The following is an 18,062-nucleotide window of genomic DNA, read 5'->3' as shown; positions in this document are numbered from 1 at the left end:
GGAAGCGGGTGCAGCAGGCCGGTCCGCCCGGGCGGGCGGACCGGAACGTGAAGGCCGACGCGGCCGAACCGAGGAGAGTGCCCGACGATGACTCAGCACAGCGACAAGTCCCCCGGCCCCGAGGAACTGCGGCAGCAGGTCGAGCGGACCAGGGCCGAACTCGGCCGGACGGTCGAGGCGTTGGCGGCCAAGGCCGACGTCAAGGCACGCGCGCGGGAGAAGGCGGCCGAGGTCGGGGAACACGCCGCGCGCACGGCGGGGGAGTTGAAGGCCGCCGCGGCCCGGTTCCTGCACCGGACGCACGACGGGACCCCCGGCCCGGTGCGGCAGCGGACGGCCCAGGGCGCACAACTGGCGCGGGACGAACGCACGGTGGTCCTGGTGGCCGCCGGCGTGGTCCTGGTGGCGTGGCTGGTGCTCCGCCGCAAGGACTGAACCACCCCGGACGCCGTCGTGGTGGCCGCCGGGCGCGGTCCGTCTCCTGCACCCGGGCCGCCCGGGCCGACCGCGCGCACATCCAGTCGCCGACGGCGCTCAGGTCGGGGCCGGTCACGGGAGGGGCAGGCCGGTTCGGGCCGCGGCTTCGGTGGTGGTGTCGGGGTCGGGGCCTAGCCATTCGCACACCAGCACCGTGGCGTCGTCGTTGAGGCGGCCGCCGTGGTACTCCAGGACGGCGTGCACGAGGCGGCGCAGGGTCTCCGGCACGGGGAGACCGTCGGCGTGGTGGCGGAGCAGGAAGTCCACGAACCGCTCCAGTCCGAACTCCGTGTCCCCCGCGCCCCGGGCCTCGGTGATGCCGTCGGTGTAGCACACGATCCGGTCGCCGGGCTCGAGCTGTTCACGGCACAGGCGTGCCTCCAGGCCGAGGCGGGTGCCCATGGGGTGGGCCGGCCTGCAGCGCAGCTCGCTGATCCACCGCCCCCCGCGGATCACCACCGGCGGGTGGTGCCCGCGGTTCACCCAGGTCAGCGTGCCGGTGGTGGTGTCGAGGTCGGCCACGATCCCGGTCACGTAGCGGGTCTGCCCGTACTGGTCGATCAGCGCCTGTTCGATGCGCTCGGTGATCTCCACCAGCCCGGCGTCCTGGCGGCGGGCGTTGCGGCAGGCGGCCATGGCGAGGTTGGCGCTGAGCCCGGCGGCGGTGTCGTGCCCCATGGCGTCGAAGATCGACAGGTGGACGATGGGTCCGGCCGTGGCGTAGTCGAACGCGTCGCCGCTGATGCGGTAGGCGGGCTCCATCGCCGCGGCGATCACCATCCGCCCGTCGGCGTAGCTACGCGGCGGCATCAGGTGCCACTGCATCTCCGCGGCGATGTTCATCGGCTCCGCGCGGGTCAGCCGCGCGTAGGCGTCACTGTGCCCGCGCTTGCTCACCAGGATCAGCGCGATGAGGGAGGCCAGTGCCACCATGTCCTGTTGTGTCCGACCGGTGTCGTCGGCCGTGGTGATCCGCAGGACGCCGAGGCGCTCGGTGCCGTCCAGCAGCGGCACCCACCACCGGTGCCCCCGCGCCTCGGGGGACCGGTCGGCCAGCACCTCGACGTACTGGTACGACCGCCCCGGCAGCGTCCCCTCGACCTTCAGCTCGGCCTCCTGCCCGGGTCCGGCCTCGCCCGTGCCCTTGTCCCCGGTCAGCAGCCTCAGGATGTTGCCCTGCACGTCGGCGATGTAGATCGACACCTCGGTCAGCCCTGCCGCCGCCGCGTGCTCGGTGACCCGGGCGGGCAGTGCCTCGAGGGGCATCAGGTGGCTGGCGGCCAGCAGGCCCTCCAGCATGCGCCGCGCGTCGGCCCTCGTGTCCTCCACCGCCGGCATCCTCTTTCCTCGGTGCGTCGACGCCTCCCGGGGACGGGTACGTCCCTGCCAGTGTCCCCCCGGAGGCCGACTTGATGCTCCCGGCGGAGGAGGGCGCGGCTGCGCGGCCGGTGGTCCGCGTCAGCCGGAAAGGGCCTGGTCGAGGCTGGGGAAGCAGGCGATGACGGTGTCGACGGTGACCAGGCGCAGGACCTCCCGGACCGCTTCCTGCGGGGCGGCGATGCGCAGCCAGCCGCCCGCGTCGACGATCTGCTGGTGGGCGGCGATGAACACGGTGATGCCGCTGGAGTCCAGGAAGGTGACCCCGCCGAGGTCCGCCACGATGCGCGCCGGACGGGCGTCGTACGGGTCGAGGGCGTCGCGGAGCAGGTCCTTGACGTTGTGGTCGATCTCGCCGTGCAGGGACACGACACGGATGCCGGCTGCGGTGCGCTGCTCGGCGCGGAGCCGCCGGGCCGGCCGGTCGGCGTCGTCGATGGGGGTCACCGTTTCCTCGATGGGGTGAGGTTCTTTCCCGGGCGGGATGTCACGGCTCTGTTCCCGTCCGACGCCCCGATCGGATGCACCCGTGGGAAGTCATCGGGTCAGCGTGCGCAGTTCGCTCGCGTACAGCTCTGCCGGGTCGAGCCCCATGCCGGTGAAGTGGCCCGCGAGCTCCAGCGACAGGATGCCGTGCAGGCGGGTCCAGAACATGAGGGCCCGGTGCAGGGCGGCCGCGTCGGCCGGGTGGTCGGCGGCCCACTCCCGGTGCCCGGCGAGGTGCGCGCGTACCGGGTCGTCATCCGGTTCGTCCTGCGGGGCGTCACCGCCGGGCGACCGGGCCGCGTCGAGGAGGCACTCCATGACCTGGGACGCGGTCTCCGTGATGTCGTCGGGGGCGTGGTAGCCCGGGATCGGCGTTCCGTAGATCAGGAAGTAGCGCTGGGGGTCCTCCAGGGCCCAGGCCCGCAGCGTCCGTCCCAGTTCCGCCAGGTCGGCGCCCTCGGCCGCCGCGGCGCGGACGGTGTCGGCGAGGCCGCGGTAGGCGTCGCGGATCAGCTCGGTGATCAGTTCGTCCCGGCTGGAGAAGTACCGGTAGAGCGCCGGACCGCTCATGCCCATGCGCTTGGCAATGGCGTTCAGGGACAGCCCCGGCGCGCCGGCGGTGGCGATCTGCTCCCAGGCGTGCTCCTTGATCTCCGCCCGGAGCTGGCTGCGGTAGCGCTCGCGTGGTGTCTCCCGCGCAGCGGTCACGTGCGTCGTTCCTTCCCTCGGCCCGGTCGCCGGGACCCGTGGTGGACGGGACTGTCCGGCGTCTTCAGTTCTTCGGTTAGACCATATAACTGTCGCGCTTGACTGTCACTCCATCGTTGGTTATAACTTCTAACAGAAGCGCCAGCCACTAACTGGCGGGGTCTTGGAGGGAGGACGTCATGAACGACGCAACGATGGTGGAGGTCGTACTGCCGGGCACGGTCGAGCCGGAGGGGCTCCGGCTCCGGCACGCCGCCGTGCCCACGGCCGGACCGGGCCAGGTCGTCGTCCGCATGGAGGCGACCGGCGTGTCCTTCGCCGAACAGCAGATGCGCCGGGGCCGCTACTACGACCAGCCGCCCTTCCCGTTCGTCCCCGGCTACGACGTGGTCGGCACCGTCATCGCGACGGGGCGGGGCGTCCCCGCCGCTCTGGCCGGCACCAGGGTGGCCGCGCTGCTCAAGGTCGGGGGCTGGGCCAGCCACGTGGTCGTCGACGCCGCCGACGCGGTCCCGGTCCCGGACGGCATCGGCGCCGCGCAGGCCGAGACCCTGGTGATCAACGGGATCACCGCCTGGCAGATGCTCCACCGCACGGCGCGCGTCCGGGCCGGGCAGACCGTCCTGGTGCACGGCGCCAACGGAGGGGTCGGCTCGGTCCTGGTCCAGCTCGCGCGGGCCGCCGGCGCGCAGGTGATCGGCACCGCGTCCGAACGCCACCACGCCGCCCTGCGCGAACGGGGCGTGACCCCGATCGACTACCGCACCGAGAACGTCCCGGCCCGCGTCCGTGCACTCGCCCCCGGCGGCGTGGACGCCGTCTTCGACCACGTCGGCGGCCGCAGCGCCGTCGACTCCTGGCACCTGCTCGCCCCCGGCGGCACGCTCGTCGCCTACGGCTCCGCCTCCACCCGCGACGACCAGGGCTCCAAGCAGTGGCCCGTGCTGAAGCTGCTGGGCCGCGTCTGGGTGTGGAACGCCCTGCCCAACGGGCGGCGCGCCTCCTTCTTCAACGTCTGGGCCGGCAAGGCACTCAGCCGCAGCCGCTTCCGGGCCCGGCTGCGCGCCGACCTCACCGAGGTCTTCGAAGCCCTGCGACGCGGTGAGATCACCGCCGACATCGCGGCCGAACTGCCCCTCACCCGGGTCGCCGAGGCCATGCGGCTGGCCGAGTCCGGCACGGTCGTCGGGAAGGTCGTCCTGCGCGCCGACGCGTCGTAGGGGGTGTCTCGGCTTGATCGGCGAGCGAGACACCCCTGGGCCGTCGGACCGCGGCGGCGCCCCGTCCGGGCCGGTCGCCGAGGAGGCCCGAATGTCAGTGGCGGGAGCAGTGCCGGCTGCCCGAGGATGTCGACCGACGACGAGGCCCGGCCCGCGTGCCGGGGCGGGCCGGTGATGGGGGAGCGGTGGCTGTCGCAAGGACCACGGTCCGGGCCGTGAACGGATTGACCGCGCGGTGGGCGGGTGCCGCGCAGGGCGGCACGGTGTTCTCGGCGGCGGGGGTGTGGCCGCTGCTGGCCCACCTGGCCGACGGAGCCGGTGGCCCGGCGCGGGCGGAGCTGGCCGAGGCGCTCGGACTGCCCGCCGGGCAGGCGGCGGGCGCCGCCCGTGACCTGCTCGCCGCGATGGACGGCATGCGGGGGCTCGACACCGCGCTGGGAATGTGGACGAAGCGCACGCTGGAACTGAGGGAGCAGTGGGCGGCGGGCCTGCCGGCCGACGCCCACGGGGTGCTCACCGGCGACCGCCCCGCCGACCGCCGGGCGCTGGACGCCTGGGCGGCGCGGCGGACCGGCGGGCTGATCGACCACATGCCGGTCACCCTGGCCAAGGACACCGAGATGGTCCTGGCCAGCGCGCTGGCGCTGCGCACGCAGTGGCTGAGCCCCTTCGAGGAGGGGCCGTTGGACACCGGGTACGAGCCCTGGGCCACCGAGCCGCGGCTCGGGCTGCGCCGCTCCAATGTCCTGCTGGACCGGATCGGGGTGGCGCGGACGCCCGGCGGGCACGTCACGGAGCTGAAGGTGCTGGGGAACAATGCCCTCGACGTGCACCTGCTGCTCGGTGAGGAGGGCATGGGGCCGGGACCGGTACTGGAGGCCGGGGTCGGCATCCTCGCCGGCCGGCATCCGGTCGTGCCGGGGCCGCGGCTGCCCCTCGGGCACGCCGGCCCCGGCGTGCAGGTGGACAGGGTGCGCTGTACGCGGCCCGAGCCGCCGTCGCTGCACGTGACGACCGCGGCCTACGCGATGGACGCCGACCACGATCTGCTGGAGCTGCACCGGTTGTTCGGGCTCACGGCGGCACGGGACACCACGCGCGGACACTTCCCCGGCATCAGCGCGTTCCCGCTCGCCGTCGGGTCGGCCCGGCAGACGTGCGTGGCGAGGTTCGGCGCGCGGGGCTTCGAGGCCGCCGCGGTGACCGCGATGGACATCGCGGGCGGAGGCATGCCCGACCTCCGCTACGTCACCACCCTGATCAGCGCCGCCTTCGACCGGCCCTTCGGCTTCCTCGCCCTGCACCGCCACACCCGGCTCGTGCTGGCGGCGGGCTGGGTGACGGATCCCCTGCCGTGGCAGGAGTGACCCGGGAGGACCCCGGACCCCGGTCAGCCCAGTCGCTTCAGCAGTTCGTCGGCCAGGGGAGCCGAGGAGGCCGGGTTCTGGCCGGTGACCAGCGTGCGGTCCACCACCACGTGCGGCGCCCACGGCTCGCCCTCCACCACCTCCACGCCCGCCTCGGTCAGCCGGTCCTGGAGCAGCCACTTCAGCCGGGGCGCGAGGCCGCCCTGGGTCTCCTCGGCGTTGGTGAACCCGGCGACCCGGTACCCGGCGAAGGCGTTCGCGCCGTCCTGCGTGACCGCGGCCAGCAGCGCGGCGGGGCCGTGGCAGACCACGCCCAGCGGCGTGCCCGCGGCCAGCGCGTCGACGAGCAGCCGGCCGGAGGCGGCGTCCACGGCCAGGTCCTCCATCGGGCCGTGCCCGCCGGGGTAGAACACCGCCGCGTACGCGTCGAGCCGCACGTCCTCCAGGTGCAGCGGGTGGGTGAGCTCGGTCATCGCCTCCAGCTCGGCGGCGACCCGGTCGGCGCCGTCCTGGCCGCCGTTGAACTCGGGGGCCAGGCTCGCCCGGTCCACGGTCGGCGCGACCCCGCCGGGCGTGGCGACGACCACCTCGTGACCGGCGGCCCGGAAAGCGCGGTACGGGGCGACGGCCTCCTCCGCCCAGAAGCCGGTGGGGTGTCCGGTGCCGTCGGCGAGCGTCAGGGAGTCGGCGCCGGTCATCACGAAGAGGATCTTGGCCATGAGGGTGTCCTTCACGATCGGTGGAGCTGCGGTTCCGCGGACGTCGGTCCGTGTGCCCCCGACCGTAACGACGGACCATCATGGAAAACCAATGGACGCACGAATGTCAGCCATTGGATCTCTTATGGCTCGCGCGGAATACTGGACCGGGTGGACGGTCACGCGAACCTCGATCTGAACCTCCTGCGCACCTTCCTGGCGGTGTACCGCTCGGGCTCGTTCACCGGCGCCGCCCAGGTACTGGGACTGTCGCAGCCCACGGTGACCACGCAGATGCGGACCCTGGAGCGGCAGACCGGGCGCGAGCTGTTCCAGCGGCTGCCGCGGGGCGTGGCGCCCACGGCCGTCGCCGACGCCCTCGCCGCACGGGTGGCCCCGGCGCTCGACGACCTGGCGGCCGTGGCGGGCCCCGCCGCCGCGCCCGGCACACGGCCCCCCGCCCCCGTCCACCTGGCCGGTCCCGCCGAGCTGCTGTGCACCCGGGTCCTGCCCGCGCTCGCCCCGCTCGTCGCCGAGGGCGTACGGCTGCGGGTGGCGACCGGACTGACCGATCCGCTGCTCGACGAGCTGCGGGCCGGCCGGTACGACCTGGTCGTCGCCACCAGCCGCCCCCGGGGCCGCACCCTCGCCTGGGAGGCGCTGACCGACGAGGAGTTCGTGCTCGTCGCCGCGCCCCGGTGGGCCGGACAACTGACCGCAGGCCTCGCCGAGGACGGGCCCGCCGCCCTGCACGGGGTGCCGCTGATCACGTACGCGGAGGACCTGCCGATCGCCCGCCGCTACTGGCGGCACGTCTTCGGCCGCCGGCTGTCGTGCGCCGCCGCGGTGACCGTGCCCGATCTGCGCGGGGTGCTGGCCGCCGTGGTCGCGGGGGCGGGCTACAGCGTGCTGCCGCGCTACCTCTGCCGCGACGCGCTCGCCTCCGGAGCCGTCGTCGCGCTGCACGAACCGGACGACCCGCCGATCAACACCGGCTTCCTTGTCCAGCGGCCCGGCGTACCCGAGAACCCGGACGTGGCCCGCGTACGGGAGGTGCTGCTGCGCAGCGCCCGCGACTGGTGACCTGCCGGGCGGCGGTGCGGCCGCCGGCACGAGGAAAACTGTCTGGCTATTCAAAAAAGTGAGTAGGGTGCCTGTACGGCCGTCTCGCCCGGAGCAGGCCGACGACGTCTCGACGGGGGCCCGCCCATGACCGGCACCGCACTCGGCCGCACCACGCGCTACGTGGCCCTCGGTGACAGCCAGACCGAAGGCCTGGGCGACGGTGACGACAGCACCGGGCTGCGCGGCTGGGCCGACCGGCTCGCCGATCTGCTGGCCGTCCACCACCCCGGCCTGCACTACGCCAACCTGGCCGTGCGCGGCCGGCTCGCCGGACAGGTGCGTGCCGAACAGCTCGGCCCCGCACTGGCGTTGCGGCCCGACTTCGCCACGGTCGTCGCCGGGGTCAACGACCTGCTGCGGCCCCGCTTCGACGCCGACGAGGTCGCCGGGGAGCTCGACGCCGTCTTCGCCGCGCTCACCGCCCAGGGTGCCCGAATCGCCACGCTCACGTTCCCGGACGTCGCCCGCGTCACCCCGCTCGCCCGACCGCTCGGCCCCCGCGTCCACGCCCTCAACTCCCGTATCAGGGAAGCGGCCCGGCGGCACGGTGTCGTCGTCGCCGAGACCGCCGACCACCCCGTCGTCACCGATCCGCGCCTGTGGAGCGCCGACCGGCTGCACGCCTCCCCGCTGGGCCACGCCCGCATCGCCGCCGCCGTGGCGCACGCCCTCGCGCTGCCCGGCAGCGACGCTTCCTGGGCCGACCCGCTGCCCGGACCGCCCGTCCGGCCCACCGCGCTCGGTGAGCTGCGCTGGGCCGCCGGCTTCCTCGGCCCCTGGATGGGCCGCCGGCTGCGGGGCCGCTCGTCGGGGGACGGCCGTACGGCCAAACGGCCCACCCTGCTGCCCGTCCTGCCGGCGGGTCCCGTGCCGTCCCCCGGCGCGGCGGAGGGGGTCGTCGGCGACGACAACCGGCCGGTTGCGCCGAGGTGAACATGTACGCGGCGATCCGGGGCAAGCGAATGCTACGAGAATGGACCGTTTCGGTCGCCGGACGGACAAAGTGGAGGTGTCGATCGCTATGAGCGCGAAGGTGTTGGAGCGTTTCCCGGCTGGGGCTCCGCGGGGTGCGTGGCCGGCTGAGGAGTTCGCGGCGGCGCGGCGTGCCGAAGGGGAGCCGGCGACCGTGGTGATGGACCTGCAGTCGGACGCCTTCCTCGTGGTGGTCCCGGCGAACGAGGAAGACTGAAGCACGATCTCGACATTTCGGGCCAGGGCAGGCCGAGGACGTGGCCCGGCGAGCCCGGCAGTACCGACCCCCCGTGGGCTCCGCGCTCACCGTCCCGGTGAGTCCGGTGCGGTGAGCGTGCCGCCCAGGGCGCGGGCCGTGCGCACGAAGACCTCGTGCAGTTCGCGTGCCGCCTGCGGCACCGACTCCGCGCGGCGCCGCTGCAGCATCAGCAGCACCTGAGGAGTGTCCCCGGCGAGCGGCCGGTGGGTGAGCGCACCGCACCGCTCCAGCGGATCCCCGACCACACTGAAGTCCGGCAGGACCGTCGCCCCGAGCCCCTCGGCGACCATCAGCTTGCCCATCTCCGCCCCGTCCGTGGAGTACGCGAAGGACGGGTCCCGCCCGTCGAGCAGCCGGTGCACGTACCGGTGCATCACATAGCCGGACCGCATGCCGATGAGCGGCACACCGAGCAGGTCCGCCACGGTCACCGCCGGCCGGGCGGCCAGCGGGCTGTCCGGCCGCAGGCACACCACCGGCCGGCCGCGCAGCAGTTCCGCCGACTCGAACTCGGCGGGCACGTCGTCGCCCTCCAGGTGATTGACCAGCCCCAGGTCGAACCCGCCCTCCAGCAGGGCCCGGTGGATGTCGGTCTGCTGCGCGCCCACCACCTCGACCTGGGTGTGCGGGCGCGCCGTCCGGAACTCCCGCAGCACCGGCAGCAGCAGCGGCACGGTCGCCGCGTTCACCGTGCCGACGCGCACCATCCGCCGGATGCGGTGCTGCTCGCCCGCCGCCGCGCGCAGCCGGTCCACCGCGTCCAGGACGTCCACGATGTGCGGCAACAGCTCCCGGCCGGGCGCGCTCATCGTCGCACCGGAGCGCTTGCGCTCCAGCAGCTCGACCCCCAGCTCGCGCTCCAGGTTGCGGACCGTCTCGCTCAACGCGGGCTGGGACAGGCGCAGTTCCTCGGCGGCCCGGCGCAGCGACCCGAGCCGGGTGACGGCCGCTATGTATTCCAGCTGTTCCGTTCGCACGACAGGAGAATGCGGTCCCGCGTCGGGCCGTTCAAGGGTTTCCCTGTCACACCCTCGTGAAATTCAATGGTCCGCGATGCGAGAACGGTCGGGTTTTCCTTGACGGTCCTCACCGGCGGCTGCCACGATCGACGACATGACTTCGGGACTGGACCTCACGCGGCGACGCCACGTCGACCTCGCGCGCGTCTCCAGCGCCTCCTGTCGCGCCGCCGCCTGACCGGCCCGCGCCCTTCTCCCCACGCCACCCGCCCGCTCCTCGCCCGAGCGGTGCCGTGCCGTGTCCCGCCGTGTACCACCCTTCTCCTTCCGGCTCCCTCCGCCAGAATTCCCGCGCCCGCGCGCCCGCCGCCGGTGAATTCGGCGTCGCCGGAAAGCAATTCCACGCCTGGAGTTCCGCATGCCCGCCGCACCTCTGAAATTCACGTACTGGGTCCATGAACTGGAGGCCCGGCCGCCGGACACCGACACCGACACCGACGCCGCGCCCGCCTCCGTCCCCGCCCACGCCTGACCGCGCCCCGGGGCCCGCTCCCGGACCCGCACCGTCGAAACACCTTCGAAAGAGGACCCATGGCCACCGTCCTGTCCGTCTCCGGCAGCCCCTCCGCCTCCTCCCGCACCGGCCGCCTGCTGCGCCACCTCGACCAGCGCATCGCCGCGCAGGGACACCAGGTGATCCCGCTCGACGTCCGCACCATCCCCGCCGAGGCCCTGCTCGGCGCGGACTTCCGGCACCCGGCGATCGTCGAGGCCACCGAGCTGTTCGCGCGCGCCGACGGCGTGGTCGTGGGCACCCCCGTCTACAAGGCGTCGTACTCCGGCGTGCTCAAGGCGCTTTTGGACCTGCTGCCGCAGTACGCGCTCACCGGCAAGACCGTGCTGCCGCTGGCCACCGGCGGCTCCACCGCCCACGTCCTGGCCATCGACTACGCGCTGCGGCCGGTCCTGAACTCCATGGGTGCCGCGCACATCGTGCAGGGCTGGTTCACCCTCGACAAGGACATCACCGCCCATGAGGACGGCACCGTCACGGTCGCCCCGGCCACCGCCGAGGCGCTCGGCCAGGTCGTCGACCAGTTCTCGGCCGCCCTGGGCCGCACCCCGTTCCTGGCCGCGGCGAGCTGACCGTGGCCGCGCACGTCATCGCTGACGACGCCGAGGCCCTCGCCGTCGCCGCCGAGCTCGCCGACGCGTTCCGCGCGGGTGCCGCGCGGCGCGACGCCGAGCGCGCCCTGCCCCGCGCCGAGCTGGACCGGTTGTCCGCCTCGGGCCTGCTCGCCGTCACCGTGCCCGCCGAGCACGGCGGTGCCGACGTCGGCGCGGCCACGCTCGCGGAGGTCTTCCGCCTGCTGGGCGCGGCCGACGCGAGCCTGGCGCAGATCCCGCAGAGCCACTTCGTCTACGTCAACGTGATCCGCCGTCAAGGGAGCCTGGAGCAGCGCACATTCTTCTTCGCCGAGGTGCTGGCCGGGCGGCGCCTCGGCAACGCGCAGTCCGAGGCGGGCACCCAGCACGTCCAGGACATCCGCACCCGCCTGACCCCGCGCCCGGACGGCTCGTACCGGCTGGACGGCGTCAAGCACTACTCCACCGGCGCCCTCTTCGCCGACTGGATCCCGGTCCTCGCCCGCGCCGACGACGACGAACTGCACGTCGCCTACGTCCCGCGCGACGCCCCGGGCCTGACCGTGGTCGACGACTGGGACGGCATGGGCCAGCGCACGACGGCCAGCGGCACCGTCCGCCTGGAGGGCGTCGAAGTGCCGGCCGACCGGGTGCTGCCCCACCACCTGACCTTCCGCGGACCCCAACTGCACGGCGCGGTAGCCCAGTTGCTGCACGCCGCGATCGACGCGGGCATCGCCTCGGGCGCGCTGGCGGAGGCCGCCGCGTTCGTGCGGACCCGGAGCAGGCCCTGGTTCGAGAGCGGGGCGGACACGGCCGTCGAGGACCCGCTGCTGATCCAGCGATTCGGTGAACTCGCCCTGCGCGTGCGGGCGTCGGAGGCCCTGCTGAAGGAGGCGGCCCGCGCGGTCGACGCGGCCCGGGCCGGCCTCACCGACGACAGCGCGGCCGAGGCGTCCCTCGCGGTCGCCGCCGCCAAGGTGCAGGCCGCCGGGACGGCCGTGGACGTGGCGAGCGCCCTGTTCGAGGTGTCCGGCACCCGCTCCGCGCTCGACTCGCTGAACCTGCACCGGTACTGGCGCGACGCGCGCACCCACACCCTGCACGACCCGCCCCGCTGGAAGCTCCAGCACCTCGGCCGCCACGTCCTCACCGGAGCCCGGCCGCCCCGCCACGGCCTGCTGTAGCGCGGCTTCCCCGCCGGTACGCCACCCGCCCGCCCGTCCCCGCCCGCCGGGGCGCCCCCCCAGGAACGGAGACCCCGTGTCCCTCACCTTCCACTGGTTCCTGCCCACCAACGGCGACAGCCGCCACGTGGTCGGCGGCGGCCACGGCACGCCGGCCACCGCCTCCGGCCGGGACCGGCCGCCGACGGTCGCCTACCTCAGCCAGATCGCCCGCGCCGCCGAGGACCTCGGCTTCGTCGGCGCGCTCACGCCGACCGGCGCCTGGTGCGAGGACGCCTGGCTGACCACCGCCATGGTCAGCCAGAACTCCGAGCGGCTGAAGTTCCTCGTCGCCTTCCGCCCCGGATTCGTCTCCCCGACGCTCGCCGCCCAGATGGCCTCGACCTTCCAGCGCCAGACCGGCGGACGGCTGCTGCTGAACGTCGTCACCGGCGGCGAGAGCCACGAGCAGCGGGCCTACGGCGACTTCCTGGACAAGGACGACCGCTACCGTCGTACCGGTGAGTTCCTCCAGGTCGTACGGGAGTTGTGGGACGGCAAGAGCGTCGACCTGGTGGGCGAGCACCTGCGGGTGGAGGACGCGCGGCTGGCGCGGGTGCCCGACCCGGTGCCGGAGGTGTACTTCGGGGGGTCCTCGCCGATCGCCGGGGAGATCGCGGCCTGGCACGTCGACGTCTACCTCACCTGGGGCGAGCCGCCCGCCCAGGTCGCCGAGAAGATCGAGTGGATCAGGGGACTGGCGGCCCGGCACGGGCGCACGCTGCGGTTCGGCATTCGGCTGCACGTGATCACCCGGGACACCTCCGCGCAGGCCTGGGCGGAGGCGGAGCGGCTGCTCGCCGGGTTCGACCCGCAGACCGTGGCGTCCGTGCAGGCCGGGCTCGCGCGCAGCGAGTCGGAGGGACAGCGGCGGATGCTCGCGCTGCACGGCGGCAGCCGGGACGGGCTGGAGATCCACCCCAACCTGTGGGCGGGCATCGGCCTGGTGCGCGGCGGCGCCGGGACCGCGCTGGTCGGCAGCCACGAGGAGGTCGCCGAGCGGATCCGGGAGTACGCGGCCCTGGGCATCGAGGAGTTCGTGCTCTCCGGCTACCCGCACCTGGAGGAGGCCTACTGGTTCGGCGAGGGCGTGCTGCCCCGGCTGGCCGCCGAGGGACTGTGGCGGCACCCGTTCCTGCCGGGAGCGGCGCCCTCCGCGCAGGTGCCGTTCGCGAGCTGAACGGCCGCGGAGCGGCAAGACGGGGCGGAGGTCGCCGACGGACGACCTCCCCGCGCCCGGCCGGCTCAGCGCCTCAGGGCGGCGAGCTGCGCCGCGCGCGTCTCCCGCGTCTGCCCCTGCACCAGCAGGAACAGCGCCTCCCGCGCCAGGCGTTGGGCCCGGTGCGTCAGCAGCATCGTGCGGCCCCCGCCCGCGACCACCGCGGCGGTGGTGGCCGCCTGCAGCAGCGCGAACGCCTCCGTCCTGAGGTCCAGCCGCTCCTGGACCCGCAGGCCGGGGGCCGTGTCGGCGAGGGCGTAGGCCGCGGCGCGCACCCGCGTGAGCCGGGCGCGGAACGCGGCGGCCGTGTCCTCGTCCAGGAGGGTGAGCGCCGCCCGCGTCAGCCCGAACACCGCCGGGTTGGTGTCGAGCGTCCTGAGCCGGTCGTCCGCGGCCCAGCGGTCGTACGGCGTGCGCAGCACCACCGCCTCCTCGGGCAGCCACAGGCCGTCCAGCTCCAGCGACACGGTACGGGCGCCGCCGAGGGCCGCCAGGCGCAGCGGCTCCGACGCGCGAAGGCCCGGCTGGTCCCGGGCCTCGGCGAACGCGAACAGGGCCTCGTCGGCGTCAGTCGTCCCGGCCAGCAGCAGTAGGTCGTTCAGGCCCCACCCGGTGTACCAGGGCACCGTCCCGGCGAAGCGCCAGCCGCCCCGGTCGCGGACGGCGCGGACCGGGGTGCGGGGGTGGGCGCGCAGATGGGCGTACGCCACACCGGACAGCAGCTCGCCCCGGGACAGCGGGCCGAGCAGCCGTTCCCGGACCGGGCCGTCGCTGCGGGCCAGCATCCGCACCGGCGTGTGGTGCTGGGTCTGCACGAACCACGTGGCCCCGCACGCCCCGGACAGGACCTCCGCCGTCTCCCGCGCCACCGCCGCGGGCGCCTCGGCGCCGCCGTACGCGCGCGGGGCGCTCACCCCGAGCAGCCCCGACCGCTTGATCTCCTGGATGTGGCCGGCCGGGACGCCCTCCGCGTCGACGCGCTCGGCCGAGGGCGCCAGCAGGTCGTCGGCGAGGCGGCGGGCCCGGGCGACGAGCGGGTGGGACGCAGGTTGTCCGGACGGGTCGGAGGGGCCGGCGGGTGCCGTGGGTTCCGGGGGCGCCGGGGGCGGCGGTGGGGTCATGGACGAGATTTTTCCCGGTTCCGGGGCGTGGGTGTCGATCCGGGGGAGTGCCGTTCGTGTAGGAGGTGGAACCACCCCCACGAGGCCGAGGAGGCCGTCATGACGTACTACCTGCTCAGTGTGGTCCAGCCGACCGGAGGGCAGCCGCCCGCCCCCGAGGCGCTCGCCGGGATCGTCGCCGACGTCGAGGCGTTCAACCAGGAGCTGCGCGACGCCGGGGCCTGGGTGTTCGCCGGCGGACTGGCCGGACCCGAGACGGCCACGACACTGCGCCCCGAGGACGGCGACGTGCTGATGACCGACGGGCCCTACGCGGAGGGCAAGGAGTACCTGGGCGGGCTCTGCCTGATCGAGGCGCCCGACCTGGACGCGGCCCTGGAGTGGGGCCGCAGGGCCGCGCTGGCCACCACCCTGCCCATCGAGGTGCGCCCCTTCACCGCCGACCACTGATGGCCGGCCCCGCCCGCGACCCCGTCGACGTGGCGGCCGTCTTCCGCGCGGAGTACGGCCGCGCGGTCGCTGTCCTCGTCCGCTTCCTCGGCGACATCGACCTCGCCGAGGAAGCGGTCCAGGACGCCTTCACCACCGCCCTGCACCGCTGGCCGCGGACGGGCGTGCCGCCCAGCCCGGCCGGGTGGATCATCACCACCGCCCGCAACCGGGCGATCGACCGGCTGCGCCGCGAGGCCGGCCGGGACGCCCGGCACGCCGAGGCGGCGCGGCTGCACGCCACCGGCCCGCCCGGGGAGGAGGGACCCTGCGCGACGACCGGCTCCGCCTGATCTTCACCTGCTGCCACCCGGCGCTCGCCCCGCAGGCGCGCGTGGCGCTCACCCTGCGGCTGCTCGGCGGACTGAGCACCGAGCAGATCGCGCGTGCCTTCCTGGTGTCCGAGACGACGATGGCGCAGCGACTGGTTCGCGCCAAAGCGAAGATCCGTGACGCGCGCATCCCGTACCGCGTGCCCCGCGACGCCGACCTGCCCGACCGGCTCGGCGGCGTCCTCGCCGTCGTCTACTTCATCTTCAACGAGGGCTACACCGGCGACCCCGAGCTGTGCACGGAAGCCGTGCGCCTCGGGCGGCTGCTGGTCGAGCTGATGCCGGACGAGCCCGAGGCGGCCGGGCTGCTGGCGCTGATGCTGCTGGTCGAGGCCCGCCGGCCCGCCCGCCGGGACGCCGACGGCACCCTGGTGCCGCTGCCCGAGCAGGACCGCGCCCGCTGGGACCGCGCCCTGATCGCCGAGGGACACGCCCGAGGGGGTGTCTCGTCGGTCAGGCCGGGCTCGCGGCGTCTGGTGCCGCACCTCGCTGCGTTGTCGTCACTCGCCGATGCTCCGCATCGACTCCCTCCTCCGCCTTGCGATGCACGGCACCAGACGCCGCTCCCTGATCCGGCCTGACCGACGAGACACCCCCTGATCCGCCGCTGCCTGCGCCGGGGCCGCCCGGGGCCGTACCAGATCCAGGCCGCGGAACGCCGTCCACGACGACGCCCCGACGGCCGCCGCCACCGACTGGCGGCAGATCCTGCGCCTCTACGACCAGCTGCTCGCCGTCGCGCCCACCCCGGTCGCCGCGCTGAACCGGGCGGTCGCGGTCGCCGAGGTGCACGGGCCCCGCGCGGCCCTGGAGCTGGTGGACGCGCTCGGCCTCGACGGCTACCACGTCCTGCACGCGGTCCGCGCCGACCTGCTGCGCCGGCTCGGACGGCACGCCGAGGCGCTCGCCGCGTACGACGCCGCCCTCGCCCTCACCGACAGCGCGGCCGAACGCGCCCACCTGCGCCGACGCCGGGCGGCTACGGCCCTGCGGGCGGGCGGCCCGACGCCTCCGGGACCACCGAGGGGCCGCTACGGCCGCCCCCGCACGCGAACGGTCACGAGTAGTCCCCCGAGTGACGGGAAAGCCACGGCACTTGGTCCGGGAGGGTGCGGCCCGTAGTCAGAATCGGCCAAATCAGTCTGACTTTCGAACCGGGTCTGCACGAATCGCCGCCGCCGGACGCCGTGGGGGCAGAGGGTGCAACCGTCGCCTTCCGGGGCTCCTGGGCCCCGACCAGCCAGTGAGAGGACCGAAGGGTCCGTGACCGACCAGTTCGAACAGTTCGCCCGCGACATGGCGCTGTCCTTGATCGCCCTGCGGGTCTTCGGACCCGGCGTCGCCGCCCTCGCGCGCCGGGTCGTGACCGCCCTCGTGCGGGTGGGCTTCCGCGAGATGCAGCACCGTCTCCCGGGGGGCGAGCGGTGAGGCGCGAGGAGTCGGCTCCAGGCCCGGCCGGCCATCCCCGGGCGCCGGAGAAACTTCCCTTGGACTTCGCCGCCTTCCACCAGATGCACCGGCCGCGCTACGTCCGCGAGGCCGAACGCTTCCTGCGCAGCCGCGCGGACGCCGAGGACGCCGTCGACGACGCGTTCGTCCAGCTCGCCGAGGAGTGGCCGCAGATACTCCGCGTCGAGAACCCCGCCGCCTACGCCTGGCGGGTCGTCAAGCACCGGGTCATCGACCACGCCCGGGCCCGCGGCCGCCGGGCCACGCTGATGGACACCGCGGTCTTCGAGACCGTCACCCTGACCGGGGCCGAGGACGCCTTCGAGGTGATCGAGCAGAACCTGCGGCTGTTCCACGCCATCGACGCCCTGCCCGAGCGCCAGCGGGACATCGTCCGGCTGCGCTACTGCGAGGGCTACACCATCGCCGAGGTGGCGCTCCACCTCGGCATCAGCCAAGCCGGCGTGCGCTCCCACGAACGCTACGCCCGACGGCGACTGCGGGAGATCTACACGACGAGCGCCGAGGAGGAGCGGTCATGACCTTCGACACCGCGAGCGACCTGGATGCCGAGCTGGCCCGCGCCCGGCTGGTGCCCACCGCGCCCTACACCCGCGCGGACGTCGAGGCCGCCGAGGCCCGCGTGGCCGCCCGGGTCGCGGCCCGCCGGGCCGGGGACCCCGCGGGCCGCACCCGGCCGCGCCCCGCCCCGCTGCGGCTCCCGCGCGAGAGCCACCCCGCCGCCCGGGACCTGCGGGCCCTGTGCGAGGCGCTGCTGAGCCGGCCCGGCGCCCTGCAAGGGCTCGGTGCCTTCCTCGGCAGCCAGCTCCCCGAGCCGTCCGGGGCCCGCATCCTCGGCGCCATCCTCCACCTCGCGGGCTGCGAGGACAGCGCCCGCTTCTGGTGGCAGTACGCCGCCGGCGCCGCGGACCCCGTCTCGTCGTACTGCCTCTACCTCCACCACCGCTCCCTGGGCGAGGACCAGGAGGCCGACTGGTGGCTGCGGCACACCGAGATCACCCCGGCCACCCTGAGCCGGGAGGCCACCGAACTGGAGGTCGCCACCGCCCTGCACGTGCTCACCGCCCTGCGGCGCGGCCGGCACGGGCTCCCCGAGGCGCTGCGGGCGCTGGTCGAGTACGTCCCGGCCGTGGTCGGCTTCGTCGACGACGACCTGGAGCTGCCCCTGCCGGACGGGGACCTGGCCGAGATCGTCGAGGAGGCCGCCGCGCACGGCGCGCCACCCGCCCGCAAGCGGCGCCGCGCCCTCAGTGGCAACCTGCCCGCCCGCCGCGAACCGGCCGTCCACACCTTCTCCTCCGCCTCCCCCCGCCCCGCCCGGCACTGGAGCCGCGACGTCCAGGAGGCACTGCGGGAGTGCGAGGAGACGGTGGCCTGCTGAACCGCGCGGACGGGGCCCGCCCCCGGCCCT

Annotated in this window: 20 protein-coding genes and 2 pseudogenes; 16 read left to right on the top strand and 6 right to left on the bottom strand. The window is 74.7% G+C overall.

What is annotated here, in order from left to right; genetic code table 11:
• Positions 1 to 87 precede the first annotated feature (87 nt).
• On the top strand, positions 88 to 435 hold the full coding sequence (locus E4U91_RS03575; protein WP_137305175.1) for a DUF3618 domain-containing protein: 348 nt from the start codon (positions 88 to 90) through the stop codon (positions 433 to 435).
• Between the two features lie 114 nt (positions 436 to 549).
• Here the strand turns inward: E4U91_RS03575 and E4U91_RS03570 are convergent, their stop codons facing one another.
• From E4U91_RS03570 to E4U91_RS03560, 3 genes are all read right to left on the bottom strand, one after another.
• On the bottom strand, positions 550 to 1,815 hold the full coding sequence (locus E4U91_RS03570) for a PP2C family protein-serine/threonine phosphatase (RefSeq protein WP_137305174.1): 1,266 nt from the start codon (positions 1,813 to 1,815) through the stop codon (positions 550 to 552).
• Between the two features lie 120 nt (positions 1,816 to 1,935).
• Positions 1,936 to 2,301, bottom strand: coding sequence for an STAS domain-containing protein (locus E4U91_RS03565; RefSeq protein ID WP_137305173.1), 366 nt, complete (start codon positions 2,299 to 2,301; stop codon positions 1,936 to 1,938).
• A 90-nt stretch (positions 2,302 to 2,391) separates the two neighbouring features.
• Positions 2,392 to 3,048 carry a TetR/AcrR family transcriptional regulator gene (locus E4U91_RS03560; RefSeq protein ID WP_137305172.1) on the bottom strand — a complete coding sequence of 219 codons (657 nt, stop codon included), beginning with the start codon at positions 3,046 to 3,048 and terminating at the stop codon, positions 2,392 to 2,394.
• A gap of 179 nt (positions 3,049 to 3,227) precedes the next feature.
• On the opposite strand from E4U91_RS03560, the gene E4U91_RS03555 reads away from it, so the two are divergent.
• On the top strand, positions 3,228 to 4,268 hold the full coding sequence (locus tag E4U91_RS03555; RefSeq protein WP_137305171.1) for a medium chain dehydrogenase/reductase family protein: 1,041 nt from the start codon (positions 3,228 to 3,230) through the stop codon (positions 4,266 to 4,268).
• A gap of 215 nt (positions 4,269 to 4,483) precedes the next feature.
• A complete protein-coding gene (locus E4U91_RS03550) occupies positions 4,484 to 5,635 on the top strand; it encodes a serpin family protein (protein ID WP_137305170.1) in 1,152 nt (383 codons plus the stop codon).
• A gap of 23 nt (positions 5,636 to 5,658) precedes the next feature.
• On the opposite strand, the gene E4U91_RS03545 is transcribed toward E4U91_RS03550, so the two are convergent.
• Complete coding sequence (locus tag E4U91_RS03545) at positions 5,659 to 6,354, bottom strand: type 1 glutamine amidotransferase domain-containing protein (RefSeq protein WP_137305169.1); 696 nt, start codon at positions 6,352 to 6,354, stop codon at positions 5,659 to 5,661.
• Between the two features lie 150 nt (positions 6,355 to 6,504).
• Between E4U91_RS03545 and E4U91_RS03540 the strand changes: the two genes are divergently transcribed.
• The 3 genes from E4U91_RS03540 (at position 6,505) to E4U91_RS03530 (ending at position 8,647) form a co-directional block, all read left to right on the top strand.
• Complete coding sequence (locus E4U91_RS03540) at positions 6,505 to 7,416, top strand: LysR family transcriptional regulator (RefSeq protein WP_137305168.1); 912 nt, start codon at positions 6,505 to 6,507, stop codon at positions 7,414 to 7,416.
• 126 nt (positions 7,417 to 7,542) lie between these two features.
• On the top strand, positions 7,543 to 8,391 hold the full coding sequence (locus E4U91_RS03535) for an SGNH/GDSL hydrolase family protein (RefSeq protein WP_137305167.1): 849 nt from the start codon (positions 7,543 to 7,545) through the stop codon (positions 8,389 to 8,391).
• A 40-nt stretch (positions 8,392 to 8,431) separates the two neighbouring features.
• Complete coding sequence (locus E4U91_RS03530) at positions 8,432 to 8,647, top strand: hypothetical protein (protein WP_137305166.1); 216 nt, start codon at positions 8,432 to 8,434, stop codon at positions 8,645 to 8,647.
• Positions 8,648 to 8,733: 86 nt separating this feature from the next.
• Here the strand turns inward: E4U91_RS03530 and E4U91_RS03525 are convergent, their stop codons facing one another.
• Entirely contained in the window at positions 8,734 to 9,666 is a 933-nt protein-coding gene (locus E4U91_RS03525) for a LysR family transcriptional regulator (RefSeq protein WP_174867747.1), read from the bottom strand.
• A 136-nt stretch (positions 9,667 to 9,802) separates the two neighbouring features.
• Between E4U91_RS03525 and E4U91_RS39890 the strand changes: the two genes are divergently transcribed.
• The 4 genes from E4U91_RS39890 (at position 9,803) to E4U91_RS03505 (ending at position 13,200) form a co-directional block, all read left to right on the top strand.
• A complete protein-coding gene (locus E4U91_RS39890) occupies positions 9,803 to 9,886 on the top strand; it encodes a putative leader peptide (protein ID WP_354006244.1) in 84 nt (27 codons plus the stop codon).
• A gap of 353 nt (positions 9,887 to 10,239) precedes the next feature.
• Complete coding sequence (ssuE, locus tag E4U91_RS03515; protein WP_137305164.1) at positions 10,240 to 10,794, top strand: NADPH-dependent FMN reductase; 555 nt, start codon at positions 10,240 to 10,242, stop codon at positions 10,792 to 10,794.
• Between the two features lie 2 nt (positions 10,795 to 10,796).
• Positions 10,797 to 11,981, top strand: coding sequence for an SfnB family sulfur acquisition oxidoreductase (locus E4U91_RS03510; protein WP_137305163.1), 1,185 nt, complete (start codon positions 10,797 to 10,799; stop codon positions 11,979 to 11,981).
• 76 nt (positions 11,982 to 12,057) lie between these two features.
• Entirely contained in the window at positions 12,058 to 13,200 is a 1,143-nt protein-coding gene (locus E4U91_RS03505) for an LLM class flavin-dependent oxidoreductase (RefSeq protein ID WP_137305162.1), read from the top strand.
• A 65-nt stretch (positions 13,201 to 13,265) separates the two neighbouring features.
• Here E4U91_RS03505 and E4U91_RS03500 read toward each other — a convergent pair whose 3' ends face one another.
• Positions 13,266 to 14,360, bottom strand: coding sequence for an acyl-CoA dehydrogenase family protein (locus E4U91_RS03500; protein WP_137305161.1), 1,095 nt, complete (start codon positions 14,358 to 14,360; stop codon positions 13,266 to 13,268).
• A 99-nt stretch (positions 14,361 to 14,459) separates the two neighbouring features.
• On the opposite strand from E4U91_RS03500, the gene E4U91_RS03495 reads away from it, so the two are divergent.
• From E4U91_RS03495 to E4U91_RS03475, 6 genes and pseudogenes are all read left to right on the top strand, one after another.
• Complete coding sequence (locus tag E4U91_RS03495) at positions 14,460 to 14,810, top strand: YciI family protein (protein WP_137305160.1); 351 nt, start codon at positions 14,460 to 14,462, stop codon at positions 14,808 to 14,810.
• A pseudogene (locus tag E4U91_RS03490) lies at positions 14,810 to 15,615 on the top strand (RNA polymerase sigma factor); the annotation flags it as partial. The gene E4U91_RS03495 and the pseudogene E4U91_RS03490, both read left to right, overlap by 1 nt.
• A gap of 162 nt (positions 15,616 to 15,777) precedes the next feature.
• Positions 15,778 to 16,303 (top strand): annotated as a pseudogene (locus tag E4U91_RS03485) (hypothetical protein); the annotation flags it as partial.
• A 141-nt stretch (positions 16,304 to 16,444) separates the two neighbouring features.
• Positions 16,445 to 16,609: a hypothetical protein gene (locus E4U91_RS38000; RefSeq protein WP_168218061.1), complete on the top strand. Its 165-nt coding sequence runs from the start codon at positions 16,445 to 16,447 to the stop codon at positions 16,607 to 16,609.
• Between the two features lie 59 nt (positions 16,610 to 16,668).
• The gene (locus E4U91_RS03480) at positions 16,669 to 17,172 is read left to right on the top strand and encodes a sigma-70 family RNA polymerase sigma factor (RefSeq protein ID WP_241678499.1); all 504 of its coding nucleotides are present in this window, start codon (positions 16,669 to 16,671) and stop codon (positions 17,170 to 17,172) included.
• On the top strand, positions 17,169 to 18,032 hold the full coding sequence (locus E4U91_RS03475) for a hypothetical protein (protein WP_137305159.1): 864 nt from the start codon (positions 17,169 to 17,171) through the stop codon (positions 18,030 to 18,032). The genes E4U91_RS03480 and E4U91_RS03475 overlap by 4 nt, the downstream gene beginning before the upstream one ends.
• The last annotated feature ends 30 nt before the right edge of the window (positions 18,033 to 18,062 follow it).

This window comes from Streptomyces lasalocidi, assembly GCF_005280215.1.
GTDB lineage: Bacteria > Actinomycetota > Actinomycetes > Streptomycetales > Streptomycetaceae > Streptomyces > Streptomyces longwoodensis.
Note: the sequence above shows the minus strand (reverse complement) of the source record. Positions and strands in the feature narration are given on the sequence as shown.